At 64.4% G+C, this 24,081-nt stretch carries 25 protein-coding genes; 19 read left to right on the forward strand and 6 right to left on the reverse strand.

Translation table 11 applies throughout. The features are described from left to right. The 5 genes from AC19YT_RS06815 to AC19YT_RS06835 are packed head-to-tail and all read left to right on the forward strand — an operon-like array spanning position 1 to position 4,551. Entirely contained in the window at positions 1–363 is a 363-nt protein-coding gene (locus AC19YT_RS06815; protein WP_095108230.1) for an STAS domain-containing protein, read from the forward strand. Continuing rightward, positions 360–764, forward strand: coding sequence for an anti-sigma regulatory factor (locus AC19YT_RS06820; RefSeq protein WP_095108229.1), 405 nt, complete (start codon positions 360–362; stop codon positions 762–764). The genes AC19YT_RS06815 and AC19YT_RS06820 overlap by 4 nt, the downstream gene beginning before the upstream one ends. After that, positions 755–1,771, forward strand: a complete 1,017-nt coding sequence (locus AC19YT_RS06825; protein ID WP_500609983.1) for an ATP-binding protein — start codon at positions 755–757, stop codon at positions 1,769–1,771. Before AC19YT_RS06820 ends, AC19YT_RS06825 begins: the two co-directional genes overlap by 10 nt. After that, positions 1,764–2,639, forward strand: a complete 876-nt coding sequence (locus tag AC19YT_RS06830; RefSeq protein ID WP_095108228.1) for a sensor histidine kinase — start codon at positions 1,764–1,766, stop codon at positions 2,637–2,639. The genes AC19YT_RS06825 and AC19YT_RS06830 overlap by 8 nt, the downstream gene beginning before the upstream one ends. Continuing rightward, positions 2,629–4,551: a PAS domain-containing hybrid sensor histidine kinase/response regulator gene (locus AC19YT_RS06835; protein ID WP_500609984.1), complete on the forward strand. Its 1,923-nt coding sequence runs from the start codon at positions 2,629–2,631 to the stop codon at positions 4,549–4,551. Before AC19YT_RS06830 ends, AC19YT_RS06835 begins: the two co-directional genes overlap by 11 nt. 218 nt (positions 4,552–4,769) lie before the next feature. Here AC19YT_RS06835 and AC19YT_RS06840 read toward each other — a convergent pair whose 3' ends face one another. Together AC19YT_RS06840 and AC19YT_RS06845 are read right to left on the reverse strand one after the other, a co-directional pair. Next, a complete protein-coding gene (locus AC19YT_RS06840; RefSeq protein WP_500609985.1) occupies positions 4,770–5,501 on the reverse strand; it encodes a class II aldolase/adducin family protein in 732 nt (243 codons plus the stop codon). A gap of 15 nt (positions 5,502–5,516) precedes the next feature. Further along, positions 5,517–6,560, reverse strand: a complete 1,044-nt coding sequence (locus AC19YT_RS06845) for an ABC transporter substrate-binding protein (protein ID WP_095108225.1) — start codon at positions 6,558–6,560, stop codon at positions 5,517–5,519. Between the two features lie 329 nt (positions 6,561–6,889). Here AC19YT_RS06845 and AC19YT_RS06850 point away from each other — a divergent pair, with 329 nt between their 5' ends. The 5 genes from AC19YT_RS06850 (at position 6,890) to AC19YT_RS06870 (ending at position 13,312) form a co-directional block, all read left to right on the forward strand. After that, the gene (locus tag AC19YT_RS06850; RefSeq protein WP_500609986.1) at positions 6,890–8,155 is read left to right on the forward strand and encodes an acyl-CoA dehydrogenase family protein; all 1,266 of its coding nucleotides are present in this window, start codon (positions 6,890–6,892) and stop codon (positions 8,153–8,155) included. A 289-nt stretch (positions 8,156–8,444) separates the two neighbouring features. After that, positions 8,445–9,623, forward strand: coding sequence for an LLM class flavin-dependent oxidoreductase (locus AC19YT_RS06855; protein ID WP_500609987.1), 1,179 nt, complete (start codon positions 8,445–8,447; stop codon positions 9,621–9,623). Continuing rightward, complete coding sequence (locus tag AC19YT_RS06860; protein ID WP_500609988.1) at positions 9,620–10,672, forward strand: ABC transporter substrate-binding protein; 1,053 nt, start codon at positions 9,620–9,622, stop codon at positions 10,670–10,672. The genes AC19YT_RS06855 and AC19YT_RS06860 overlap by 4 nt, the downstream gene beginning before the upstream one ends. A gap of 27 nt (positions 10,673–10,699) precedes the next feature. Continuing rightward, positions 10,700–11,758 carry an ABC transporter substrate-binding protein gene (locus tag AC19YT_RS06865; protein WP_500597799.1) on the forward strand — a complete coding sequence of 353 codons (1,059 nt, stop codon included), beginning with the start codon at positions 10,700–10,702 and terminating at the stop codon, positions 11,756–11,758. Positions 11,759–12,115: 357 nt separating this feature from the next. Further along, a complete protein-coding gene (locus AC19YT_RS06870) occupies positions 12,116–13,312 on the forward strand; it encodes an MFS transporter (RefSeq protein WP_500609989.1) in 1,197 nt (398 codons plus the stop codon). Positions 13,313–13,324: 12 nt separating this feature from the next. Here AC19YT_RS06870 and AC19YT_RS06875 read toward each other — a convergent pair whose 3' ends face one another. Together AC19YT_RS06875 and AC19YT_RS06880 are read right to left on the reverse strand one after the other, a co-directional pair. Further along, complete coding sequence (locus AC19YT_RS06875; protein WP_500609990.1) at positions 13,325–14,362, reverse strand: alpha/beta hydrolase family protein; 1,038 nt, start codon at positions 14,360–14,362, stop codon at positions 13,325–13,327. A 135-nt stretch (positions 14,363–14,497) separates the two neighbouring features. After that, positions 14,498–15,109 (reverse strand): FMN-dependent NADH-azoreductase, encoded by a 612-nt coding sequence (locus tag AC19YT_RS06880; protein ID WP_095108217.1) that lies wholly within the window; start codon positions 15,107–15,109, stop codon positions 14,498–14,500. Positions 15,110–15,237: 128 nt separating this feature from the next. Here AC19YT_RS06880 and AC19YT_RS06885 point away from each other — a divergent pair, with 128 nt between their 5' ends. Continuing rightward, positions 15,238–16,146, forward strand: coding sequence for a LysR substrate-binding domain-containing protein (locus tag AC19YT_RS06885; RefSeq protein WP_500609991.1), 909 nt, complete (start codon positions 15,238–15,240; stop codon positions 16,144–16,146). Next, positions 16,143–16,493, forward strand: coding sequence for an MmcQ/YjbR family DNA-binding protein (locus tag AC19YT_RS06890; protein WP_500609992.1), 351 nt, complete (start codon positions 16,143–16,145; stop codon positions 16,491–16,493). Before AC19YT_RS06885 ends, AC19YT_RS06890 begins: the two co-directional genes overlap by 4 nt. Here the strand turns inward: AC19YT_RS06890 and AC19YT_RS06895 are convergent. Continuing rightward, positions 16,490–16,888, reverse strand: coding sequence for a DUF1294 domain-containing protein (locus tag AC19YT_RS06895; protein ID WP_095108214.1), 399 nt, complete (start codon positions 16,886–16,888; stop codon positions 16,490–16,492). The two genes, AC19YT_RS06890 and AC19YT_RS06895, sit on opposite strands and share 4 nt — an antisense overlap. Continuing rightward, the gene (locus AC19YT_RS06900) at positions 16,885–17,715 is read right to left on the reverse strand and encodes an undecaprenyl-diphosphate phosphatase (protein ID WP_095108213.1); all 831 of its coding nucleotides are present in this window, start codon (positions 17,713–17,715) and stop codon (positions 16,885–16,887) included. Before AC19YT_RS06900 ends, AC19YT_RS06895 begins: the two co-directional genes overlap by 4 nt. Before the next feature lie 279 nt (positions 17,716–17,994). On the opposite strand from AC19YT_RS06900, the gene AC19YT_RS06905 reads away from it, so the two are divergent. The 7 genes from AC19YT_RS06905 to fapD all read left to right on the forward strand — a co-directional run bounded on the left by AC19YT_RS06905 (position 17,995) and on the right by fapD (position 24,064). Then, a complete protein-coding gene (locus AC19YT_RS06905; RefSeq protein ID WP_500609993.1) occupies positions 17,995–19,629 on the forward strand; it encodes a methyl-accepting chemotaxis protein in 1,635 nt (544 codons plus the stop codon). Positions 19,630–19,811: 182 nt separating this feature from the next. Continuing rightward, positions 19,812–20,375 (forward strand): nicotinamide riboside transporter PnuC, encoded by a 564-nt coding sequence (pnuC, locus tag AC19YT_RS06910; RefSeq protein ID WP_500609994.1) that lies wholly within the window; start codon positions 19,812–19,814, stop codon positions 20,373–20,375. Next, positions 20,372–20,908 (forward strand): AAA family ATPase, encoded by a 537-nt coding sequence (locus tag AC19YT_RS06915; RefSeq protein ID WP_500597787.1) that lies wholly within the window; start codon positions 20,372–20,374, stop codon positions 20,906–20,908. The genes pnuC and AC19YT_RS06915 overlap by 4 nt, the downstream gene beginning before the upstream one ends. A gap of 328 nt (positions 20,909–21,236) precedes the next feature. Further along, a complete protein-coding gene (gene fapA / locus AC19YT_RS06920) occupies positions 21,237–21,689 on the forward strand; it encodes a functional amyloid chaperone FapA (RefSeq protein ID WP_095108209.1) in 453 nt (150 codons plus the stop codon). Positions 21,690–21,691: 2 nt separating this feature from the next. After that, complete coding sequence (fapB, locus tag AC19YT_RS06925) at positions 21,692–22,270, forward strand: fibril amyloid subunit FapB (RefSeq protein ID WP_095108208.1); 579 nt, start codon at positions 21,692–21,694, stop codon at positions 22,268–22,270. A 64-nt stretch (positions 22,271–22,334) separates the two neighbouring features. Next, complete coding sequence (fapC, locus tag AC19YT_RS06930; protein WP_500609995.1) at positions 22,335–23,306, forward strand: amyloid-like fimbrin subunit FapC; 972 nt, start codon at positions 22,335–22,337, stop codon at positions 23,304–23,306. Positions 23,307–23,371: 65 nt separating this feature from the next. Further along, entirely contained in the window at positions 23,372–24,064 is a 693-nt protein-coding gene (gene fapD / locus AC19YT_RS06935) for a fibril amyloid maturation endopeptidase FapD (RefSeq protein ID WP_095108206.1), read from the forward strand. The last annotated feature ends 17 nt before the right edge of the window (positions 24,065–24,081 follow it).

Below are 24,081 nucleotides of genomic sequence, written 5' to 3' on the forward strand. Positions count from 1 at the left end.
ATGGAGCGCATCCCCATTTTGCAGATGGGCGAGCTGCTGCTCGTGACCATCCAGGTTGATATGCACGACCAACTGGCCCTGACCCTGCAGGACGACTTGTCCGAACGCATCAACCGCACCTGCGCCCGAGGCGTACTGATCGATATCTCCGCCCTGGACATGGTGGACTCGTTCATCGGGCGCATGATCGGCACCATTTCCGGGCTTTCGCGGATCATGGACGCGCAAACCGTGCTGGTGGGCATGCAGCCGGCCGTGGCCATCACCCTGGTGGAACTGGGCCTGACCCTGCCCGGCGTAAGCACGGCGCTGAATGTCGAGCGCGGTATGAAGTTGCTCAACGAACGGTTGGCGCAATCATGACCCTGCCCAGCAGTGGCACTCATCCGATCCAGATCGAACAGGACGTGGTCCTGGCCCGGCAATTGGCGCGCAAGCTGTCCCAGCAATGCGGCATGCGCCTGATCGACCTGACCAAACTGGTCACCGCCGTCAGTGAACTGGCGCGCAATACCATGGTGTACGGCGGTGGCGGCCATATGGATTGGCAGATCATCGAAGAGCCGGCGCGCACCGGCCTGCGCCTGTTGTTTCGCGACGAAGGCCCCGGCATTGCCGACCTCAAACTGGCGCTGACCGACGGCTGGACCTCCGGCAGCGGTCTGGGCCTGGGCCTGACGGGCGCCCGGCGCCTGGTGGACGAGTTCGAGCTCGACACCGCGCCTGGCCAGGGCACCCGCGTGGCGATCACACGATGGGTCTGAATATCCCCAGCGCCATCACCCACGTGCTGCCCATTGAAGACCCCAGCCAGATCGGCCACGCCCGCCGCACCGCGCAGCGCCAGGCCGAAGGCTATGGGTTCAACGACACTGACGCCGGACGCGTGGCCCTGGTGGTCACCGAGCTGGCCAGCAACCTGCTCAAGCACGCCGTGCGCGGCGAGTTGCACCTGCGCGAACTGCCGGGGGCTGGCGCCAGCGGCATCGAAATCATCGCCATCGACCGAGGCCAGGGCTTTGACCTCGACAGTTGCCTGGTGGACGGTTACTCCACCGGCGGCACCCAGGGTATTGGCTTGGGGGCGATCTCGCGGTTGGCTGAGGTGTTCGACGTGTACGTGGACAGCCGTGGCGCCGTGGTGCTGGCACGCCTGTACCCGCGTGGCGTTGCAGCGAAGGATGTGCGCTACGGCGTCAGCCAGCATTCGCTGCACCACGACCCGGCCTGCGGCGACGCCTGGCATCTGGTGCTGGAGCCGTCACGCCTCAGCGTGCTAGTAGCCGATGGCCTGGGTCATGGCAGCGAAGCCGAGCGGGCGTCCCTGGCCGGCGCCCGGGCCTTTGCCCTGGAGCCCTTCAGCGAACCCTCGCAACTCATGAACGAGATCCACCTGGCGATGAACGGCACCCGTGGCGGCGCCCTAGCGTTCGCCCAGTTCGACGCCCATGCCGATCGTCTGAGCTTCACCGGGGTAGGCAACATCGGCGCCTGCCTGATCGCCCCGGGCAGCTCCAAGGGCTTGCCGTCCCACCCCGGCATCGTCGGCAGCCAGTTCCGGCGCGCCCAGGTGTTCGACTACGCTCCAGTGCATGGCCAATTGCTGATTCTCTACAGCGATGGCCTGCAATCGCGCTGGAACCTGGCGGACTATCCCGGCCTTGTCCACCGTCATCCGGCGCTTATCGCCGCCCTGCTGCACCGTGACTACTGCCGGGGCCGGGATGACGTCACCGTATTCGTGATTGCATTGGAGGCCAGTGATGGTTGATTGCCCTACCCCGCCTGGCGCTGACGACAGCGCCCTGGTGCGCCAGTTGCGCGCGGAGGCCGATGCCCTGCGCGCCGAACTGGAAGACACCAACCAGGGCGTGCTGGCGTTGTACGCCGAGCTCGACACCCAGGCCGAGCAACTGCGCCAGGCCTCGGACCTCAAAAGCCGTTTTTTGTCGTACATGAGCCATGAGTTCCGCACGCCCCTGGGCTCGATCCTGAGCATCGCCAGCCTGCTCACCGACGAACTCGACGGCCCGCTGAGCGCCGAGCAACACAAGCAGGTAGCGTTCGTCAGCCATTCGGCCCGGGAGTTGACCGACATGGTCGACGACTTGCTGGACCTGGCGAAGATCGAGGCCGGGCGCATCACCATTTCCCCGGCCTGGTTCGACATGTTCGACCTGTTCGCGGCCCTGCGCGGCATGTTCCGGCCCATCGTCAACGCCAGTGCCGTGGACCTCATCTTCGAGGAGCCGGTGGGCCTGCCCAGGCTCTACACCGACGACAAGAAGCTGGCGCAGATTTTGCGCAATTTCATCTCCAACGCCCTGAAATTCACCCTGCAAGGCGAGGTGCGAGTCTCGGCCCACATGCTCAACCCCACGCAGATCCGCTTCGCGGTCAGCGACACTGGCCTGGGCATCCCCCCCGAGCTGCATGGCAACCTGTTCGAGGATTTCTCGCAAATCGACTCGCCCCTGCAAAAAAGACTGCGCGGCACCGGCCTGGGCCTGTCATTGTGCAAGCGTTTTGCGGCGTTGCTCGGCGGCAGCGTGGGGGTGGACAGTGTTCCCGGCGCCGGTTCGACGTTTTTCGTGATAATCCCGCTGTCCATTCCCTCGGAGCCCGTTCATGAAGCGTGACATCAGGTTGCTGATCGTCGACGACAACGTTGCCACCCGCTACGCCCTGCGCCGGCGCCTGGTGCAGCACGGCTACCAGGTGCTCGAAGCCGGCACCGGCCAGGATGGCCTGGACATCATCACGCAAGAGCAGGTCGATGGCCTGGTGCTGGACGTCAACCTGCCGGACATGAGCGGCTTTGACATCGTGCGCATCCTGCGGGCCGACCCGGCCACCGCGCTGCTGCCGGTGGTGCATGTCTCGGCGGCGTCCATCGAGACCGGCGATATCATCACCGGCCTCAATGCCGGGGCCGACGCCTACCTGACCCACCCCGTGGACCCCGACGTGCTCCTGGCCACCCTGCGCACCTTGCTGCGGGTGCGCGACACCGAGTACGCGCTGCGCGAGAGCGAGGCGCGGTTTCGCGAAATTTTCTTCAACATCAGCGCGCCCATCGCCGTGATGGACGCCCAGCTCAAGGTCCACGAATGCAACCATGCGTTTGCCCAACTGGTGCAGGACAACCTCAACCCCGACGCCCTGCTCGAATGTTTCAGCAAGGACCAGTGCGCGGTGATCCAGGAACTGCGCCAGCGCCTGGCCGCCGGTGAGCGCTGGAAAGGCACCCTGAGCATCCAGGTCGAAGGCCAGACCCGCGAGACCGAGTGGCAGATTTCCCCCTACCGCACTCCTGAACTGAGCCTGGTGTTCGTCGAGGACGTCACCGAGCACCGCCACCGCGAGCGTGACCAACGCGCCGAACTGGACAACGCCACCAGCCGCCTGGCCCGCACCGAGGCGCAACTGCTGCAAGCGCAGAAAATGGACGCCTTGGGCAAGCTCACCGGCGGCATCGCCCACGACTTCAACAACCTGCTGACCGGGATCATCACCAGCCTTGAGTTGATAAAAAAACGCATGGCCAGCCAGCGCCCCGAAAAGGTCATCGACTACGCCGACGCGGCCCTCAGTTCCGCCTTGAGCGCCGCCGGGCTGACCAATCGCCTGCTGGCCTTCGCCCGGCAACAGCCGCTGGACACCCGGCCCATCGACATCAACGAGCACATCCGTTCCCTTGAAGAATTACTGGTGCGCACCATTGGCGAACGCATTTCGCTGAAGCTGGAACTGACCAGCAAAGCCGCCGTCGCCCTGGTGGACCCGATCCAGCTGCAAAGCGCGGTGCTCAACCTGGTCATCAACGCCCGCGACGCACTGCCCAATGGCGGCAATATCTGGGTGACCACCTACGCGGCCTACTCCCACGGCAGCATCAAGCTGGAAAACGGCCCCTATCTGGCGATTTCCGTGCGCGACGACGGCATCGGCATCGACCACCACGTGATCGACAAGGTCTTCGATCCGTTTTTCACCACCAAACCCTTAGGCCAGGGCACGGGCCTGGGGCTGTCGAGCATCTACGGTTTCGCCCGCCAGTCCGGCGGCGATGCGCGCATCCGCAGCGTGGCGCGCCAAGGCACCGAAGTGACCATCATGCTGCCCGCCAGCGCCGAGCCGGTGGCCCAGGTGCCGCAAGTGAACGAGGTGTTCCAGGCCAACAGCGGCGAACACGTGCTGGTGGTCGAGGACATGCCCACCGTGCGTGGTTTCGTCGCCGAAGTGCTGGTGGACGCCGGCTACCGTTGCACCCTGGCGGCCGATGTGGAAGAAGCCATGTCGTGCCTGCAAAGCGACCCCAGCATCGACCTGCTGCTGACCGACGTCGGCCTGCCGCGCCTCAATGGCCGTGAACTGGCCGACCTCGCCCGCGGCTGGCACCCGAACCTGCCGGTGTTGTTCATGACTGGCTACGCCGAAAACGCCGCCAACCGGCAAAGCTTTTTGGGCACCGGTATGGACCTGATAATCAAACCCTTCCACATCCAGGAACTGCTCGACAAAGTGCGCCAGAGCCTGGAGGGGCAGTAACCCTGCCAACACTGTGGGAGCAACTGTCTCACCTCGCCCACTCGTCACCGCCACTGCGTGCCGCCATCGCGAGCAGGCTCGCTGCCACAGAGGAAAATGAAAACCCCACCCACACCACCGTTTAACGGTGGGAGCGGGCCCTGCCCGCGATAACGATGGACCACTGCCAGACCGCCATCGCGGGCCAGCCTTCTCCCACAAGGGGAAACGGGAAGACTTCAAGCCTTGCGATCAATCCCGGGCACCAGGCCCAGTTCGCTGGCGCGCTCGTAGAGGCCGCTCATTTTCCATTGCTGGGTCAGCACGCCCGGGCCGTAGGCGCGGGAGCCGCCGAGGGCGTCAGCCAGCAGTTGCAGGCGCGCGCCCTCCTCCAGCAGCAGGATGAACTCAGCGGTGGCGCGCAGCCCCTGCTTGCCCCATACGGTAGAGCCGCCGTTGGCTTCCAGGATCGCCAAGTTGAAGGGGTTGGCAGCGAGGGTGTCGAGGATGAAGTCCACCTCGGGCTGGCGCCGGTCGATGTACACCGCCAGCTCACGGGCCAACTGGTAGCGCTGCACGGGCACGTAGTGGAACGGCAAAGTGCGGTGGGTCTGGGCCCAGGCGCCGAGGTACGGCGAGTGCACGTGGGACACGGTGGTCACGTCCGGGTGTTGCTGGAACAGCTTGGTGTAGCGGCCCAGCCCACCCTTGCCTTTGCCCAAGATCACCTCGCCGTTGAAATCGGTGACGGTGGCGGCAAGCGGCTCGCGGTAGTGCCACGGCCCGCCGTAGTTGACCGACACCAGCAGCTCCTGGCCCGGCACCCGCTCGATAAAGCCCACGGTGCCGTTGGCGGTGAGGGTGCCGGTCTCGCGAAACACGGTGAACGCCTGCTCGGCGTCCACCAATACTTGGTCGATAAAGCGTTGCAGTTCGGCGCTGATCGGTTGTTCATGGATAAGGACAGTCATCGGGGTGCTCCAGGTTCAGGCGCGGCGCTTGGCCAGCAGGTCGTGGGCGGCTTGCAACGGGCGGGCATCGACCCAATCGGCGATGGCAAAGTCCCGCTCGAGGAAACCGTGCAGGTATAGGAAGTCTTTCTGCACACCCAGGTCATCCAGGCGTTGGGCCGACAGGTCCGGGGCCAGGGTGGTGTGGAAGTCGCCGCGATAGGCCTCGTCCACCCCGGCGCTGCCGGCCCGGGTTTCCTCTTCGAGGATGGCGTTGAGCCCGGCACGGTTGTTGGCGGCCCATTCGGCAGCGTTGAGGGTCTGGGCGAGGAAGCGCACCACCAGCTCGAAGTGATTATCGAGCAGGCTCTGGTGCACGGTGATCGGCCGGGGCGTGCCGTTGTTGATGCGGTAGCGCGGCGCGGCGATCAGGTCTAGGTCAATGCCCACCACCAGGCCCAGGCGCCGCGCCGCGTCAGCCGCCGAGGCACCCTTGACGTACACCGCGTCCACCTCGCCCCGGGCCAGGTAATCGAGGCCCGACCACAGGCGCTGCAAGCCTTCGTTGGCGCTGGCGGCCTGCTGGTCCTGCAACGCCACTTCCACCAGTTCCACGTCGTCAAAGCCCAGCCCGGCCAGGCTCAGTGCGCCTTTGTAGCCGTGCAGGCTCATGGCCCGGGCGATGCTTCCCGGGCGGCTGTCGCCCCAGGCCGGCAGGGCCAGGCGTTTGCCCTTGAGGTCTTGCGGCTGGCGAATGCCCGAGTCGGGGCGCACCAGGATGGTTTGCCATTCCTCGATCCAGGTCAGGCCGATCAAACGGCTCGGCGCACCTGAGGCGCGGGCGGCCAGGGCCGGCACGTTACCGCCTTCGCGAAACAGCCCGGGCAGTTCGTGATCGTAATGGTGGTGGCCCAGTTGCCGGGCCTCTTGCAGGGTGGACACGGGCAAGCCGTCGGCGGCGAACTCCTCGCTCAACCAGCCGAGCTTGTAGGCGATGCCCGAAGCGGTCGGCACTGGGCAACGGGTAAACCAGATCTGGTCCAGGGCGGCAGGTGTGGACGGTACGGCAGCGAGGGTCATGGCACGGTTCCTGTGGGTCAGCGTTGCCAAGGCCTATTGCAGCGCCCGTGCCAATCCGGCAAGGCCCTGATTTTCAAGCGTTTTGCCGCCCGCACCGGGCCCGGGGCTGCTGGCCTGCCAACAGGATTGCGCCGCCACTGTTGCTGGCCCAGCAGCCGGCCGCCGCGCGCTGCTGCCCCAGCAACACCCGCCCCGGCCTGAGAGTGCCAAAGCCTTGCGCCACATGGCTTGCAAGGCCTCGGCGGGCCTTGGCGCAGAACTTGCTCAAGCCCCTCCAGCGCCCCGCCATTCAGGGCAGCGACCTTCCGAGACATTTAAGAGGTGGACCCATGAGTACGGCTCAACGCAACCCCATCACCCAGGCCCTGCAAGAACAGGCGCCGCAGCGCCCGTTGGGCAGCGAGGCCGAGGCCATTGCCGTGGCCAGGCAGATCGCCCGAGAAATCGCCGAGATCGCCGCCGACCCGGCGCAAAACGGCCAGTTGCCGCGGCGCCAGGCGCAATTGCTGTCCGAGAGCGGCCTGACCGCCATCGGCGTGCCCAAGGCCTTCGGTGGCCTCGGCGCCTCGGTGGCGACCCTCGTCGAGACGGTGCGCATCATCTCGGTGGCCGACGGTGGCGTCGGGCAATTGCTGCAAATCCATAACGTGATGCTGCGCGGTATCTTCAGCGGCTACCCGGACGCGGTGCGCGATCGCTTGCTCGCCGATGTGCTGGCCGGCAAGCGCTTTGGCAATGCCCTGGCGGAAATCGGCGGCAAAAACAAATTCGCCCTCAAGACCCGCGTCGAGCGCCGCGCCGACGGCAGGCTGATCCTCAACGGCAGCAAGTTCTACTCCACCGGCGCTTACCTGGCCGAGTGGATCGCCCTCACCGCCGCCAGCGACGACGGCGGCGCCGGGGTGCTGCTCAACCGCAATACCCCGGGCCTGACCCTGGTGGACGACTGGGACGCCTTCGGCCAGAAAAACTCGGTGAGCGGCACAGTGCGGTTCGACAACATCGAGTTGGACGAGGCCTTCGTGTCCCCGCGCACAGGCCCGATGAAGCGCACCGGCCTGACCTTCCCGCAGATCCTCCACGCAGCCATCGACACCGGCATCGCCGCCGGCGCCCTCGGTGCGGCGGTGGATTACCTCAAGCACAACGCCCGGCCCTGGGTGGAAAGCGGCGTCGATCACGCCAACGAAGAGCCGCACATCATCAAGCAGATCGGTGAATACGCCGTGGCCCTGCGCGCCGCCGAATCCCTGCTGCGCGACGCTGCGCGGGTGTTCGATGCCCATGAGCAAGACCCGGACAACAAAGCCCTGCAAGACGAGCTGATCCTCTCGGTGGCCACCGCCCGCGCCCACTCCGACAGCGCTTCGCTGAAAATCTCCAGCGATATCTTCTCCTTGCTGGGCGCCAGCTCTTCCCTGAGCAAATGGAACCTGGACCGCTTCTGGCGCAACGCCCGGGTGCACACCACCCACGACCCGATCCGTTGGCGCCTGCACCACGTGGGCAACTACTACCTCAACGACGTCGACCCCGGCGAATACACCGCCATCCTCAACAAAAAAGAAACCGACGGCGCTACGCGCAAGGCTTGAAGCCCTCCCCTACCTACCTCTATCTGTAGCAAGCGGGCTTACCCGCGCTCGGCTGCGCAGCAGTCGCAAAAAAATCGCTGCGGAGCCACGCCGCCCGGGGCTTGCTCGCTTGCTACAAGGGCAACAGCGATTGCTGCCAAGGTGTTGCCACAGACGCAGCCCGCCCCGCGCCCAGGCGGCAAGCCCCGTAAACCTGGGGGTTGGAGGCATGGCATGGGGGTTGCAATCGCTCTGTTCAGTTATCCGCGCCGCCAGGCACCGGACCCCATAAGTGGATCAGGAGTACCCCATGAGCACTGAATTTTTCTGGCGTTTGCCGCTGGGCACCGACGGGCCGCAGCTCAGTACCGACAAACACAATCGCGGCAGCCCGCGTCATCGCCCCGGCCATATCGCGCCTGGGCGTTTGGCCAATGGCGAGGCGGACGGTTTTACCTACATCGACTACATCGCCCAGGTGGCCAAGGCCGCCGAGCTGGCCGGGTTCGAGGGCGCGTTGCTGCCCACTGGCCCGGAGCCGTGGATCGTCGCCGCGGCGCTGGCCCGGGAAACCCGGCGCATCCGGTTTTTGATCGCCTTCCAGGCCACCTGGACCCTGCCGGCCTACGCCGCACAACAGGCGGCGATCCTGCAGCACCTGAGCCACGGGCGCCTGGACTGGAACATCATCACCGGCGGCAACCCCGCCAGCCAGCGCGCCCAGGGCGACTACCTGGAGCACGACCGCCGCTACCAGCGCACCGGCGAGTTCCTGGAGGTGATCCAGGGCCTGTGGGACAACGAGCGGTTCTCCTATGAGGGCGATGTCTATCAACTGGAGAACGGCGCCCTGCCCCCAGGCCTGCACAACGAGCGCAAGCCTGGGGTGTACTTCTCCGGCTTCTCCGATGCCGCGCTGGATGTCGCCGCCAAGCACGCCGATGTGTACCTCAACTGGGCCGAGCCGGTAGACAAGCTCAAACCCCACATCGAGCGGGTGCGCGAGTTGGCGGATAAACAGGGGCGCACCGTGCGCTTTGGCCTGCGAGTCGATCTGTTCGCCCGGGAAACCGAAGAGCTGGCCTGGGCCGACCTGCGGCGCCAGTTCGACAAACTCCAAGGCCGTGGCAGCAGCCTCGCCCAGGGCTTCACCAGCGGCTCGGACTCAGTGGGCGGTGCACGTCAGACGGCTTATCACCAGAACGTCGACCGCTTCGAGGACTTGATCCTGGGCCCCAACCTGTGGGCCGGTTTCGCCAAGGCCAAGCCGGGGCCGACCGTGGGCCTGGTGGGCAGCCACGAGAACATCGCCGAACGCCTGGTGGAATACCGCGACGCCGGTTTCTCGACCTTTATCCTGGCCGGCAACCCGCACCTGGAAGAAGCCCTGCGCATCGGCCAGGAAGTGCTGCCCCTGGTGCACGAACGGCCCGCTGTCGCCCCCCCACATGAAAACCAGCGCCTGACGCCGGCGGAGAACCCAGCATGAGCCACGCTCTCGACACCCTCTGGTACACCCGTTGCCCGGTGCCCACCGGCCTGGGTATTGCAGTGCAAAAAGGCTGGTTGCAGGAGCGCATCGGCGCCCTGGGCACCCAGGTGCAGTCGATCCGCGAGTCCGCCGACCAGGCTGTGCGCGAATCCCACTTCGACCACAGCCTGCGCCACTCGGTGCGCCACGGCGGCAGCATCCCGGCGATCTGGGCCCGCGCCCAAGGCCGCGCAACCCGGCTGCTCGGCTTGTCCTGGGCCGATGAAGTGCAGTTGATCCTGACCCGCCCCGACAGCGGCATCCGCACCGTCAAGGACCTCAAGGGCCGCACCTTCGGCCTGCCGGACTGGGCCGGGGCGCAGATCGATTTCACCCGTGCCCAGGCCTTGCGCGGCCTGGAAAACGCCTTGCGCCTGGAAGGCTTGCAGGTGGGTGACATGCAATTGGTGAATTTTCGTTACGGCGGCACCTTCAGCGACCCGCAGGTACGCACGGTGGCGGGCAGCCCGGTGGGCGCAGCGCAGCACCAGACGCGCAACCTGGAACTGCTGGGGCTGCTGCGCGGCGAGGTGGACGCGATTTTCCTCAAGGGCGCCAGCGCCGCCCAGTACGCCCACGACCTGGGGCTGCACACCGTGATCGACACCGGCTCGCACCCCGACCCGCTGGTGCGCAGCAACAACGGCACGCCACGCACCCTGGCGGTGGACCAGCCCCTGCTGGAGCAGCACTTCGATGTGGCCCAGGGCATCCTCGACGCCGTGTTGCGCGCCGAGCACTGGGCACACGGCCACGGCGATGAAGCCCGCCGCTACCTGGCCCGGGAAACCAACAGCAGCGAATACTGGGTCGGCGCCGCTTACGGCGAGGACGCCCATCTGCGCCTGCGCACGGCCCTGGACGAGCAGGCCATCAGCGCCCTGCAGGACTTCACCCACTTCCTCCATCGCTGGCGCTTCATCCCCCGTAGCTTCGACGTGCGCGAGTGGATCGACCCCAGGCCCCTGGATTCGCTGCTCAACGCACACACCGCATTGGCTGGTTGACCGGCCCGATTCAAAGGACGAGAACGTATGAGCACACCACTGGACACCCTCTGGTACACCCACAGCCCGGTGCCCACGGGCCTGGGCATCGCCGTGCAGTCCGGGCGCCTGGCCGAGGCCTTTGCCCCGTTCGGCACGCGCATTCAGTCGTTGCGCGAATCCAGCGAACGGGAAGTGCGCGAGGCCCACTACGACCATCACCTGGTCAATTCGGTGCGCCACGGCGGCAATATCCCGGCGATCTGGGCCTACGCCAGCGGCGCACAGACGCGGGTCGTGGGGCTGTCGTGGAGCGATGAGGTGCAGTTGATCCTGACCACCGCCGACAGTGGTGTGAAAACCATCCGCGACCTGAAAAACCGCCGCTTCGGCGTACCGAAATGGGCCAACGTGCAGATCGACTTCACCCGCGCCCAGGCCCTGCGCGGCCTGGAAAACGCCCTGCGCCTGGAAGGCCTGAACGTGGCCGACGTGGAACTAGTGGACTACCCCTACGGCGGCACCTACAGCGACGAGCAGAAGCAGCACGTCTATGGCTCGCAAGTGAGCCTGGGCACCAGCCGCTTCAGCCGCCGCAACAACGAGCTGATCGGCCTGCTGCGCGGCGATATCGACGCGATTTTCCTCAAGGGCGCCCACGCCGTGCACCTGGCGGACGAGTTCGGCCTGCATGTGGTGGTGGACACCGGTTCGCACCCGGACCCGCTGATCCGCGCCAACAACGGCACGCCCCGCACCCTGACCGTCGACACCCACCTGCTGCGCGAGCACTTCGATGCCAGCGTGCGCATCGTCGACACCGTGCTGCGCACCGAACAGTGGGCCTGGGCCAACCCCGACGACACCCGGCGCTTCCTCGCACGTGAGCTCAACACCAGCGAATACTGGGTCGCTGCCGCCTACGGCGAAGACGCCCACCGCCGCCTGCGCACCACCCTCGACTCGCGCTCCATCAGCGCGTTGCAGGACTTCACCGACTTCCTCCACCGCTGGGACTTCATCCCCCAGCGCTTCGACGTGCGCGACTGGATCGACTTCAGCGTGTTGGAAAAAGTCATCGGCTCTACCTCAAGGCTCGCGGTTTGAGGCGTTCATTGCGCCGCGCTACCACTCGCCCGCTCGCGATGGGCTGCGACGGGCCCATACATCTGTGTTGGCAGATAGGCCGCCATCGCGGGCAGGCCCACGCCCACCGTTGAACGCTGGTGTGGGTGGGGTTTTCATTTTCCTCTGTGGGAGCGAGCCCGCTCGCGATGGCGGCGCTGAGTGGAGGTGACGAGTGGTAGGGTCAGGCAGTTGCTCCCACAAAGAGGTGATGCCAAAGCAACATCCGGGCTACAGAAGGGTTTTGTGCCAACCCTGCGGCTGAATCGTTAGCCTGCTTTCCTTTACCCCGCCGCGCCCCCAGAATGAGTGAATCCGCCCACCCGCGAACGAGTTCCCATGACTGCACAGCCCACGCCACCGCTCGGCTCCATGGCCGTCACCGTGCAAATCCTGTCGATCGTTTTCTATACCTTCATTGCTTTTTTGTGCATCGGCCTGCCGATTGCCGTGCTCCCGGGCTATGTCCATGAGCAGTTGGGTTTCAGCGCGGTGGTGGCCGGCTTGACCATTGGCGCGCAGTACCTGGCCACCCTGCTCAGCCGGCCCATGGCCGGGCGGGTGTCAGACAGCATCGGCACCAAGCGCGCTATCGTTTATGGCCTGGGCGGCATCGCCGTCAGTGGCGTGCTGACCTGGCTGTCCGCCTTGCTGCAAGGCTGGCCGCTGTTGAGCCTGCTGGTGCTGTTGGGCGGGCGCCTGTTGCTGGGCATCGCCCAGGGGCTGATCGGGGTGGGCACCATCAGTTGGTGCATGGGCCAGGTGGGCGTCGAGCATACCGCACGCTCGATTTCCTGGAACGGCATCGCCTCCTACGGCGCCATCGCCATCGGCGCGCCGCTGGGGGTGGTGATGGTGGCGCAACTGGGCTTCGCCAGCCTGGGCATTGCCCTGACGGCCCTGGCCCTGTTGGCCCTGCTGCTGATCCGCAACAAGCCCTCGGTGCCGGTGCTGGGGGGCGAACGCATGCCGTTCTGGGCGGTTTTCGGGCGTATCGCGCCTTATGGCGCCAGCCTGTGCCTGGCATCCATCGGCTACGGCACCCTCACCACTTTTATCACCCTGTACTACGCCGACCTGGGCTGGCGCGGCGCCGCGTGGTGCCTGACGGTGTTCGGGGTGTGCTTCATCCTCTCGCGGCTATTGTTTATCTCCAGCATCCAGCGCTTTGGCGGGTTCGCGGCGGCGATTGCCTGCATGGGCATCGAAACCCTCGGCCTGGTGTTGCTGTGGCTGGCGCCTTCGACCGGGTTTGCCCTGCTGGGCGCGGGGTTGGCGGGGTTTGGCCTGTCGCTGGTGTACCCGGCGCTGGGGGTGGAAGCCATCGCCCAGGTGCCCAGCACCAGCCGTGGCGCGGGGCTGAGCGCCTATGCGGTGTTCTTTGACCTGGCCCTGGCGATTGCCGGGCCTGTGATGGGCGCGGTGGCGTTGAACCTGGGGTATTCGTGGATATTCTTCTGCGCGGCGTTGCTGTCGGTGTCAGGCCTGGGCCTGACCTTGCTGCTCAAACGCCGCGCCTTGTCGATGCTGATGTAGCAAGCGGGCTTGCTACGGCAGCTCGTGGTGGGCGCTGGCCTGGCCCGGTTTACCCAACGCATGGGCAAAAAAACGCCCGGCCTCTCCAATCAAGGTGCGGTGGATGCTGTTGCGATCCACCCCATCGGCGTCGATGCACAGCGCCGGCATGGCGCGCTGCTGTTGCGCCGTGCAGGGGGCCATGAAAACAAAATGCCCGGCCCCGGGCAGCAGTTTGAAATCCGGCGCCGACGGCAATTTGCGCGCCAGGGCGGCGGCGTTTTTGTCGTAGGCCACCAGGTTGTCGCCGTCGCCGCTGTACAGCAGCACCGGCACATGCACCTCGGCCAAGCTGTGGCGGCCGAATTTCAGGCTCAACGGCGCCATCAACAGCAACGCCCCCACCCTTGGATCGGCCACCACTTGCAGGTCGTCGCGGTCGGCGATCAACTCGCCTTGGGTGCTGCAGGCGTCAAGGTCGTTGGGCCGTAGCGCGCAGTAACGGCGCAAGCGCTCCAGGTCCGGTGTGGCACCGGAGAGGATCAGCGCCGTCTCGCCCCCCGCCGAATAGCCAATCACCCCCACCTGCCGCGCGCTGACCGACGCCGCCAGCAGCGAATCGTCGAGGGTGGCGCTGATGGCGCGGGAAATCTGCAACGGCCGCCCGTAGAGGTTGCTCAGGGTGCCCGAACGGCTGTGATCTTCGGCGTTGTCGCCGGGGTGGAACACCGCTACCACCACGAACCCCTGGCGCGCCAGGGCGGTGACCAGGTCATGCAGGGCCAGCGGCGTGCCCGTGTTGCCGTGGGACAGCATGAGCAGCGGGAAACGCCCCGGGGCGAGGCGCACGTCCTGGCTGGCCAGCAATGGGTAGCCCTCCACGTCACTGATTTGCTGCAACGCCGTGGAGGGGTAGAAGGCAATCGCACGCATCGGTTGCTGGTCCAGCGGGTCGAGAAAACTCATCCAGTGATAACCCACACTCCAGCGCGGCTGCCCGCCCGCCACCGCGTGCACCGGCGCCAGGCCAGCCCAGAGAAAAATCAGCCACAACGCACCCAAACGTGCCATGCAAAGCCCTGTCGATTTGGTTGAAGGCATCGCCGCCGGGTTTAAGCACAACCCGCGCCAAGCCTTTAGCGCAAGCATAAAAAAACTCCGCAAGCGGCGCCGCTTACGGAGTCTAGTGGCTGTTGGCCGTGGCGATCAGGCGGCGGCGAACAATTGTTCATCGATGTGCGCCTGGGCATCGCCCATGGCTTTGCCGCGCACGTCCTCACCGTAGCCCAGGCCATGGGCGCGAACGAACTCGACGTCGGTGATGCCCATGAAGCCGAGCATGACTTTGAGGTAATCCTCATGGCCGACACCCGTGGCCTGGCCCACGTGCAGGCCACCGGAGGTGGACACCACGATCACCTTCTTGTTGCCGCATAGGCCTTCGGGGCCGGCTTCAGTGTAGCGAAAAGTCTGGCCGGCGACGGCGATGCGGTCGATCCAGGCCTTGAGTTGGGTGGGAATGGTGAAGTTGTACATCGGTGCGGCGATCACCACGGCGTCGGCGGCGAGGAACTCGGCCAGGGTCGAGGCGCTGAGCTGGGCTTCGTGCTGCTGGGCGGCGTCACGCAGTTCGGCGCTGGTGCCGGCGGCGACCAGGGTGGCAGCACTGAAGTGGCTGATGGCGTCGCTCGCCAGGTCGCGGTAGGTGACGGCCAGGCCAGGCTCGGCGGCTTGCCAGGCGTGTACCACGCTGCGGCTCAACTGACGGGAGGCCGAGTTGTCGCCCAGGATGCTCGAATCGATATGCAGAAGTTTCATGTGGGATCTCCAAGTGAGGACCGCGACAGGGCGATCAAGTTGGGACAATCCTACAGGTGAATCCAATCACCTATTAGGCGGTAATAATGCGATTATTCGTCCCACTGACAGGACAATGAGCCCACCCCATGCAAGACCTTAATGATCTGTACTATTTCGCCAAGGTGGTGGAGGCCGGTGGCTTCGCTGCCGCCGGGCGTTTGCTGGGCATTCCCAAGTCGCGCCTGTCGCGGCGTATCGCCGAGTTGGAAGAGCGCTTGGGCGCACGCCTGCTGCAACGCACCACTCGCAGCCTCAAGCTGACGGCCGTGGGCGAACGCTACCTGCGCCATTGCCAGGCGATGCTGCTGGAGGCGGAGATGGCCGACGAGGCGGTGGCGAGCATGTCCAGCGAGCCCCGTGGGCGGTTGCGCATGTCGTGCCCGGTGGGCCTGGCCCATGAGTTCCTGCCGGGGGTGATCGGCAGCTTTCTTGAACGCTACCCCCAGGTGCAACTGGACGTGATGCTGGTCAACCGCCGCGTGGACCTGGTCAGCGAAGGCATAGACGTAGCCTTGCGGGTGCGCGAGTTGGGCGACGAAGACCCGCTGCTGGTAACCCGTCGCCTGCGCCAGGCGCAAATGGTGATGGTGGCCAGCCCGGCGTTTTTGCAAGAGCGCCAAATCGAACGCCCCGACGACCTGAAAAGCGTCCCGGTGCTCGGCGCCCTGGAAAGCGATCGCCTGGTGCACCTGCGCATGCTCGACCAGCAAGGCCACGCCACCGAGCTGAGCCTGGAAGCCCGCCTGGGCATCGATGACTTTGTGGTGCGCAAGGCCTGCACCCTGGCGGGCCTGGGGTTCACCCTGCTACCGATGATGTACTGCGAGCAGGAGCTGCAAAGTGGCCAACTGGTGCAACTGCTGCCCGATTGGTCACTGCCCGGCGGCTGGTTGCTGGCGGTGTACCCTCACCGCCGCGGGTTGTTGCCAGCCGTGCGCGCATGGATCAATCATCTGGCCCATTCATTCAATGTCTGTGGGGATCGCCTGTTATGAAGATGAACGAAGCCGATGTCGCAGCCTTCTGCCTGGCCTTGCCCGGCGCCCGGGAAGACTACAAATGGGGCGGTGTGCGGGTGTTTTCGGTGGCGGGCAGCAAGATGTTTGCCCTGCAGAACCTACGCGGCGATTCCCTGGCATTCAAGGTGGACAAGGCGCTGTTCCTCGGCCACATCGACCGCCCTGGCATCGGCCCCGCGCCGTATCTGGCGCGGGCGCAGTGGATCATCATGCAAACCCCCTACCCGCTGGGCGCCGAAGAACTGCAAGGCTTGCTGCGACGCTCCCACCAGTTGGTGGTGAGCAAACTGCCCAAGCGCACCCAGGTCGGCCTGTTGCTCTAGAAAATCGAAAACAGGGTGGCGCCGAGGAACAGGCGATCGATCCAAAACACCTGGTGCGCCAGCACGATCAGCCAGAACACCAGTTGGTAGGCGACTTTGCGGGTTTTGTGGCGCAGTAACTGCTGGGCCAGCAAGGCGCCGGGCCAGCCGCCCGCCAGTTCCACCGCGTGCAGGACGTTTTCCGGCACGCGCCACTGCCCGGCGCGGGCCATACGTTTATCGCGCCAATAGAGCAAGAACGCCAACAGGCTGACCGCCCCGTAGGCCACCAATGGGATCGGTGACACCCCGCGCAACCACAAGGCCAGCGAGCCACCCAATGGCAACGCAACCAGCAGCGCAAACACCAGAACCTTGAGGCGCGGGTATTGCAGTGCGCCGTTCGGCGCCTTCATGGCTGGGCCGCCGTCCAGTCCACCCAGGCGAACTGCCAGGTGGCCAGGATCAGCAAGCCGAACACGATGCGATACCAGGCAAACGCCGCGTAGCTGTGGTTGGCGATAAAGCGCAGCAGGCCCTTGACCGCAATCATGGCGAAGATGAAAGCGGTGACGAAGCCAATGGCGAACACCGGCAGGTCGGCGGGTTGGAACAGGTCGCGGTACTTGTAGCCCGAATACACCGCTGCCCCGACCATGGTCGGCATGGCGAGAAAAAACGAGAACTCGGTGGCGGTTTTGCGCGACAGGCCAAACAGCAAGCCACCGATGATGGTCGAGCCCGAGCGCGAGGTGCCGGGAATCATCGCCAGGCACTGGGCGAAACCGACCTTGAGGGCATCCTTCCAAGTGATGTCGTCGACGCTGTGGGCGTGCACCTCGTGCTCGCGGCGCTCGGCCCAGAGCATCACCACACCGCCCACCACCAGGGCGGCAGCCACGGTCACGGGGTTGAACAGGTATTCATGGATCAGGTCGGCAAAGACCACCCCCAGCACCACCGCCGGTAGAAAGGCGATCAGCAGGTTGGCGGTAAAGCGCCGTGCGTTCGGCTGGGTGGGCAGGCCCACGACCACGTCGAGGATCTTGCGCCGAAACTCCCAGACCACCGCCAGGATCGCCCCTAGCTGGATGATGATGTTGAAGGCCATGGCCCGCTCACCGCCGAAATCGAGGAGGTCGGCAACAATGATCTGGTGTCCCGTACTGGAAATGGGCAAAAACTCCGTCAGCCCTTCTACAACTCCAAGAATCAATGCCGATGCGGCGGTCCAAAAATCCATCAAGCCCCCGTGAAGCAATGCCCCTGGCATGCCCCGTCAATAATTTTTATGCGTTCACTGCGACAACATAGCGCGTACTGGCGCGCGCCTGAGATCCGTAGAATCGGGAAAAATTCCCTGAGCGCTGTTCAGGTTTGCCCAACGCGGCCGAAATCCTAGCAGACATACCGGTTTGGCGCTGTCGCGTTAGTAGACTTGGGTAGGGTTGGTGCCATTGGCCAAAGCATGCTTGGATGGCTTGGCCTTAATGACAAGAACAAGAATCTGGAGTGACCGGTAATGAATAGCTTACGCAGTGTGTCGATCAGCCGCCGCTTGTGGCTGATCCTGGTGGTGTCTGTGTTGATGCTATTGACCTTGGGCATGTTGATGCTCAATCAGATCCACAGCGACCTGTACCAGGCCAAGGCCGAGAAAACCCGCCATGTGGTGGAGACCGCCAATGGCGTGCTCACCTACTACCACGGCCTGGAAACCGCCGGCACCCTGAGCCGCGAAGCCGCCCAGCAACAAGCCCTGAACGCCGTGCGCGGGCTGCGCTACAACCAGGACGATTACTTCTGGATCAACGACCTCAAGCCCGTCATGGTCATGCACCCGGCCAACCCCAAGCTCGAAGGCAAGGAACTGTCCGGCATCAAAGACCCGGACGGCTTTGCGCTGTTCAACGCCATGGTCGCCATCGCCCAGGAAAAAGGCGCCGGCAGCGTGGACTACCGCTGGCCGAAACCGGGGGCCGAGGCACCGGTGCAAAAAACCTCCTACGTGCAACTGTTCCAGCCCTGGGGCTGGATCATCGGCTCGGGGGTATATATCGACGATATTCAGGCCCAGTTCTATGAGCAGGTCTGGAAAGCCTCGCTGATTGGCATCGTGATCGCGCTGGTGATGGCGCTGCTGGTGATCCTGATTGCCCGCAGCATCGTGCAGCCGTTGCAGGAAGCTGTGCACGCCATGGCCAACATCGCCAGCGGCGAAAGCGACCTGACCCGCAGCCTCGACACCCACGGCCAGGACGAAGTCACCCAACTGGCCCGTCACTTCAACACCTTCACCGCCAAGCTGCGCCAAGTGGTGGGCCAGCTGCAGCTCTCGGCCAGCGCCCTGGGCCAGTCGTCTACGGATCTGGGCAACAACGCCAGCCAGGCCCAGGAACGTAGCCAGCAGCAGTCCCAGCAAATGGAACTGGTGGCCACCGCCATCAATGAAGTCACCTACGGCGTGCAGGACGTGGCGAAAAACGCCGAGCACGCCGCCAGCGAAATGCGCGATGCACAGGTCCAGGCCCAGCAGGGCCAGGTCAATATCGACAGCAGCCTGCAACAGATCGACCAGTTGTCCAGCACCATCGACCAAGCCGTGGAGGTGATCCGCACCCTGTCGGCCGAAAGCACCCAGATCGGCAGCGTGCTGGAGGTGATCCGCTCGATCGCCGAGCAGACCAACCTGCTGGCGCTGAACGCTGCCATCGAGGCCGCCCGCGCCGGCGAGCAAGGCCGCGGCTTTGCCGTGGTGGCAGACGAGGTGCGGCTGCTGGCCCAGCGCACGCAGAAGTCCACGGCGGAAATCCAGGCAATGATCGAACGCCTGCAAAACCATTCCGAAGCCGCCGTGCGGGTGATCGGTGACAGCAGCCGTGCCTCGCAGTTGACTATCGAGCAAGCCGGCCTGGCCGGCGCCAGCCTGAGCGCCATCGGCCAGGCCCTGCAAAACCTCAACGGCCTCAACGCCTCCATCGCCAGCGCCACCCTGCAACAAGCCCATGTGGTCGAAGACATCAACCAGAACGTCACCCAGGCCGCCGGGCTGTCCCAAAGCACCGCCCTGGCTGCCGAACAATCGAGCCTAGCCAGCGTTCACCTCAAGGAATTGAGCGAACAGCTCAACGCCCTGCTGCGCCAGTTCAAAGTCTGACCTTCCCTCCCGGCCCGCTGCTGCTGTTGTAGCAAGCGGGCTTGCCCGCGCAAGGGCGCGTAGCGGCCGTAAAAATCTTCCGGGCACACCACCGTCGGGGCGCACTGCGCACCCCAGCGCGGGCACGCCCGCTTGCTACGGGGTACAATCCCGGCCCTCTTCGTGCTCTGCAAGGAAATGCCATGTCCGGGTTAGAACTGTTTGCCGCAACGCTCGGCGTGATAGCCGTGTGGCTGACAGTCAAGCAAAACCCCTGGTGCTGGCCCATCGGCCTGGTGATGGTGCTGCTTTACAGCTGGATTTTCTTCGAGGTCAAACTCTATTCCGACATGCTCTTGCAGGTGATCTACGCCGCGTTGCAGCTCTACGGCTGGTGGCAGTGGACCCGTGCCGGCGAGCGCCACAGCGGCCGCCAGGTCACCCGGCTCAACACCCAGGCCGTGGCGCAGGGCCTGGCCATCGGCGCAGTCGGCAGCCTCGCGCTGGGCGGCGCCATGGCCCATTGGACCGACGCCGCGCAACCCTGGTTGGACGCGGCCCTCACCGGGCTCAGCCTGGTGGCACAGATGTGGATGGCGCAGAAACGCCTGCAATGCTGGGCCTTGTGGATTGTGGTGGACGTGATCTTCGTCGCGCTGTTCGTCTATAAGGGCCTGTACCTCACCGCCGCCCTCTATGCCCTGTTCACCCTGATTGCCGTGCAGGGCTGGCGCCAATGGCGCGCCGACCCGGCGTTGCAGCCATGAAAGTGCTGGTGTTGAGCGGCCCGGAATCCAGCGGCAAGAGCTGGTTGGCCGAAGGCATCCAGCAGCGTTTTGGCGGTGTGCTGGTGGGCGAGTATGTGCGCCACTTCATGGAGCAAACCCAGCGCGACACCTGCCTGGCCGACATCCCGGCCATCGCCCGCGGGCAGTTGGCCTGGGAAGACCAGGCCCGCGCCCAGGCCCCGCAATTGTTGATTCTCGACACCCACCTGCTGAGCAACCAGCTCTGGAGCCTGGCCCTGTTCGGCGACTGCCCGGGGTGGATCGAGGAAGCACTACTGGCACGCCATTACGACCTGCACCTGCTGCTCTCTCCCGAAGGCGTGGCTTGGACGGGCGATGGCCTGCGCTGCCAGCCCGACCTGGCGCAACGCCAGGCCTTTTTCGATGCCAGCCACGCCTGGCTGCAACAGCACCAGCGGCGATTCGAAGTCGTCACTGGCGATTGGACGGCGCGACGTGAGCAAGCCTTCGCCGCCGTGGAGCGCCTGCTCGCCACCCCGAACCAGGGCTGAAAAGCCTGCAAAATCCCCGAAACTGTCCATTCCTGATACACCCTTGTGCGCCGAACCCCCACCCCCGCCAGCGGCACGCGCCTTTAATGGGGCAACTGTCACGCGGCTGATACAGCCCTGCCCAAAGGCCCGGTCTAGAGCGTTTTCACCACATCCAGCGGTTCTCGGCCCTCACGCCTGTCTCAGCGTTGATACAGGCTCGCTCGCGCTGTTCTCCGGCGCCGAGCTAACCCTTTGATTTAAAGACACAAACAAAAAGCGGCACGGCTTCTGCTCTACACCTTCGCAACGCTGACAAGGCCAGCGCATTGAAAGAAGGAATGCCGACATGGGCAACAACAATAAGCGCTTGAACCGCCTCCTGCTGACAGGCTGTGTCCTCAGCGCGATGTATTGCCTGCCCGTGGTGGCGGCCGGTGACGGCACTATTGTGCTCACGCGCCCTGTTGACCCCATTGCTGCCGGCCGCAAGCCGCTGGCGCCCAACCCCAACCCCACCACCGTCAACGCCAACCCCTCGCAACAGGTCTTGAGGGCTACGGGGGAGCTGAGCGATGGCGATTTCGCCGGGGTCAGCAGCGGCCAGCGCATCCAGCAGACCGTTAACAACACCGCCCCCACCCACATGCCCGGCCTCAACGTGGTGACCAACCCCAATGGCCTGCCCGGCATGGGCGCCAGCGCTGGCAGCGGTGCCGGTGCGCGGATCTCCGGCACCATCAACCGGGCCATGGAAACCGGCATGCGCCCCCTGATGAACCTAGGCGGCAAGGGGAACTGATGATGAAACTCACTGTAATGGCAATCGCCCTGCTCGCCAGCACCAGCGCCCTGGCCGACTCCGCCGTAGCGGTGGTCAACCAGGCCCGGATCGATAATTCCGGCGCGGCCTATCGCGGCAACCTGATGGTCAACCAGGCCGCCGGCGATCAACAGCAGCAAGTCAACAGCCGGGCCATTGCCATAGGCAAAGACGCCAAAGCCGTCAACAGCCTGCAGCAGAGCATCAATACCGCCGCCAACCGTTCGATGAACGCCAGCAGCGACATCAGCGGCAACTCGTTCATCAACGGCAACGGTGCACTGGGCGTCAACCAGTCCGCCGGGGCCAATAACCAAATGATTAACGCCTTGCGGGTCAGCATCAGTGCCCAACCGCAAAGCGTCGATGACAGCGCCCTGTCGCAACAGAACGTGGCGCTGCTACCAGTCTCGGGAGCAACTGGCACACCCACCGGCAGCCGCCAGGTCACCACCAGTGACCAGGCCTTCACCGGCAGCCGTGGCGTGATTCAGGTGAACCAGAGCGCGGGTGTGGGGAACCGCATGGCCAACACCCTGAGCATCCGGGTCGCTGATTGACCCAACCGCAGTGCACTTGGCAAGTCGCAACACTTAACCAATTCAATAGGCACGGAGAAACACCATGAAACCTACAACCGCTCTGAAACCACTGGTTTTCGCCTTGGCTGCAGTGATGGCTATGGCTGCTCAGGCTGACAGCGACAAAAAACACCCGCACAAACCACAAGGGCCAACCTGGCAGGACCAACTGCAAATCGGCGCCGGCGCTACCGCCATTTCCGCCGACACGCAGAACAGTGAAGACAACTATGTGAACAATCAGGCCACCAAAAACAATGCCAAGTCTGACAACTCATTCAACAGCAACAGCGGCAACGTAGGCGGCAACAACGCAGCCGGCGACGGCAACCAACAAGCCAACAACGCAGCCATCGCCACCGCTGACGAAGCCTTTGTGTTCGGTAGCGCCAACGCCCTGGCATTGGCGAGCCAGAACAACGTCAACAACTACGTGAAAAACGCCTCGACCCAAAACCGTGCGCAAGTTGACAACAGCGTTAACAGCAACTCCGGCAACATCGGCTTCAACAATGCGGCCGGCAACTTCAACCAACAGAAAAACGACCTGGCGATCGCTGTGTCCGGCGGCCGCGTGGCCAACGCGGTTTCAGGCGCATCGCAAAACAGCACCGACCTGGGTGTCAACAACAAAGCCGATCGTGAAAACAAAGTGGTCAACCTCAGTGGCGGTGCCATCGCCGGTGGTTCCTACAAAGGCACCATCAAAGGCACCATCAAAGACGACAAAGGTGGCTACTACGACGACAAAGGTGGTAGCGGCAGCGGTGGCAACAAAGGCCAGAAAGTTGACCTCGTAGAACAAGGCAACTTCTTGCTGGGCGCGGTATGGACCCAACAAGTGCTGGTCAAAGACGGCTGGAAAAACCCTGTAGTCAACAACGCTACCACCACCGGTTCGGTGAACAGCAACTCCGGCAACGTGGGCTACAACAACGCCGCTGGCGTGGGTAACCAACAAGTCAACTCGCTGGCCATTTCGACCACTTGCGGAGGTTGCGCTGGCGCCAACTAACGTCAGTAAACCCAAAAGCCCCGGCAACGGGGCTTTCCCATTCCTCTTAGCAAGGCGTATCGACCATGCGAATTGCCGCTCTCGCCGTTCTGTTGGGCCTGACCGGGTTGGCCTCGGCGCAGTGCCAGGCGGCCTCCATGGCCATTGCCGCCCTTCCTGGCGGCACCTTGGTTTACAAGCAAGTACAAAGCGTGCGTGAGCGTAAATTCGTCGACCTGGTGGAACAAAAAACCGATTTCAGTTGCGGCGCCGCCGCACTGGCCACGGTGCTGCGCCAGAGCTACTGGCTGGATGTCGATGAAAACCAGGTGATCGAGGGCATGTTGGCCAACGCTGACCATGACCTGGTGCGCACACAAGGGTTTTCCATGCTGGACATGAAGCTCTACGTGGAAAGCATCGGCATGCGCGCGCGGGGGTATCGGATACCGGCGGACAAGCTGCAGGACATCTCCATTCCCGTGGTGGTGTTGGTGGATATCCGCGGCTACAAGCACTTCGTGGTACTGCAACGCACGGAAAAGGACTGGGTTTACATCGGCGACCCCGTCCTGGGCCATAAACGCTACACCCATGAAGATTTCGTCAAAGGCTGGAACGGCATCGTGTTCGCCATCATCGGCCCCGGTTATGACAAAGCCAACGCCCTGCTCACGCCACCGCTGCCAGTCACGGCCAAAAACAAGCTCGACGGTTTCAACCCGGTCAAAGATGCAGAACTACTGGACTTTGGTTTCATTCAAAGCGACTTCTTCTAAACGCCACTTTAGATAAA

This window comes from Pseudomonas sp. MF08875 (assembly GCF_059862525.1).

Coding starts and splice junctions, on each gene's coding strand:
- AC19YT_RS06900 (WP_095108213.1), bottom strand. CDS start 17,715: ATGGATTTTTGGACCGCCGCATCGGCATTGATTCTTGGAGTTGTAGAA.
- AC19YT_RS06905 (WP_500609993.1), top strand. CDS start 17,995: ATGAATAGCTTACGCAGTGTGTCGATCAGCCGCCGCTTGTGGCTGATC.
- AC19YT_RS06825 (WP_500609983.1), top strand. CDS start 755: ATGGGTCTGAATATCCCCAGCGCCATCACCCACGTGCTGCCCATTGAA.
- AC19YT_RS06835 (WP_500609984.1), top strand. CDS start 2,629: ATGAAGCGTGACATCAGGTTGCTGATCGTCGACGACAACGTTGCCACC.
- AC19YT_RS06895 (WP_095108214.1), bottom strand. CDS start 16,888: ATGAAGGCGCCGAACGGCGCACTGCAATACCCGCGCCTCAAGGTTCTG.
- fapC (WP_500609995.1), top strand. CDS start 22,335: ATGAAACCTACAACCGCTCTGAAACCACTGGTTTTCGCCTTGGCTGCA.
- AC19YT_RS06855 (WP_500609987.1), top strand. CDS start 8,445: ATGAGCACTGAATTTTTCTGGCGTTTGCCGCTGGGCACCGACGGGCCG.
- AC19YT_RS06840 (WP_500609985.1), bottom strand. CDS start 5,501: ATGACTGTCCTTATCCATGAACAACCGATCAGCGCCGAACTGCAACGC.
- AC19YT_RS06870 (WP_500609989.1), top strand. CDS start 12,116: ATGACTGCACAGCCCACGCCACCGCTCGGCTCCATGGCCGTCACCGTG.
- AC19YT_RS06845 (WP_095108225.1), bottom strand. CDS start 6,560: ATGACCCTCGCTGCCGTACCGTCCACACCTGCCGCCCTGGACCAGATC.
- AC19YT_RS06915 (WP_500597787.1), top strand. CDS start 20,372: ATGAAAGTGCTGGTGTTGAGCGGCCCGGAATCCAGCGGCAAGAGCTGG.
- fapD (WP_095108206.1), top strand. CDS start 23,372: ATGCGAATTGCCGCTCTCGCCGTTCTGTTGGGCCTGACCGGGTTGGCC.
- pnuC (WP_500609994.1), top strand. CDS start 19,812: ATGTCCGGGTTAGAACTGTTTGCCGCAACGCTCGGCGTGATAGCCGTG.
- AC19YT_RS06850 (WP_500609986.1), top strand. CDS start 6,890: ATGAGTACGGCTCAACGCAACCCCATCACCCAGGCCCTGCAAGAACAG.
- AC19YT_RS06830 (WP_095108228.1), top strand. CDS start 1,764: ATGGTTGATTGCCCTACCCCGCCTGGCGCTGACGACAGCGCCCTGGTG.
- AC19YT_RS06890 (WP_500609992.1), top strand. CDS start 16,143: ATGAAGATGAACGAAGCCGATGTCGCAGCCTTCTGCCTGGCCTTGCCC.
- fapA (WP_095108209.1), top strand. CDS start 21,237: ATGGGCAACAACAATAAGCGCTTGAACCGCCTCCTGCTGACAGGCTGT.
- AC19YT_RS06880 (WP_095108217.1), bottom strand. CDS start 15,109: ATGAAACTTCTGCATATCGATTCGAGCATCCTGGGCGACAACTCGGCC.
- AC19YT_RS06860 (WP_500609988.1), top strand. CDS start 9,620: ATGAGCCACGCTCTCGACACCCTCTGGTACACCCGTTGCCCGGTGCCC.
- fapB (WP_095108208.1), top strand. CDS start 21,692: ATGAAACTCACTGTAATGGCAATCGCCCTGCTCGCCAGCACCAGCGCC.
- AC19YT_RS06815 (WP_095108230.1), top strand. CDS start 1: ATGGAGCGCATCCCCATTTTGCAGATGGGCGAGCTGCTGCTCGTGACC.
- AC19YT_RS06865 (WP_500597799.1), top strand. CDS start 10,700: ATGAGCACACCACTGGACACCCTCTGGTACACCCACAGCCCGGTGCCC.
- AC19YT_RS06875 (WP_500609990.1), bottom strand. CDS start 14,362: ATGGCACGTTTGGGTGCGTTGTGGCTGATTTTTCTCTGGGCTGGCCTG.
- AC19YT_RS06820 (WP_095108229.1), top strand. CDS start 360: ATGACCCTGCCCAGCAGTGGCACTCATCCGATCCAGATCGAACAGGAC.
- AC19YT_RS06885 (WP_500609991.1), top strand. CDS start 15,238: ATGCAAGACCTTAATGATCTGTACTATTTCGCCAAGGTGGTGGAGGCC.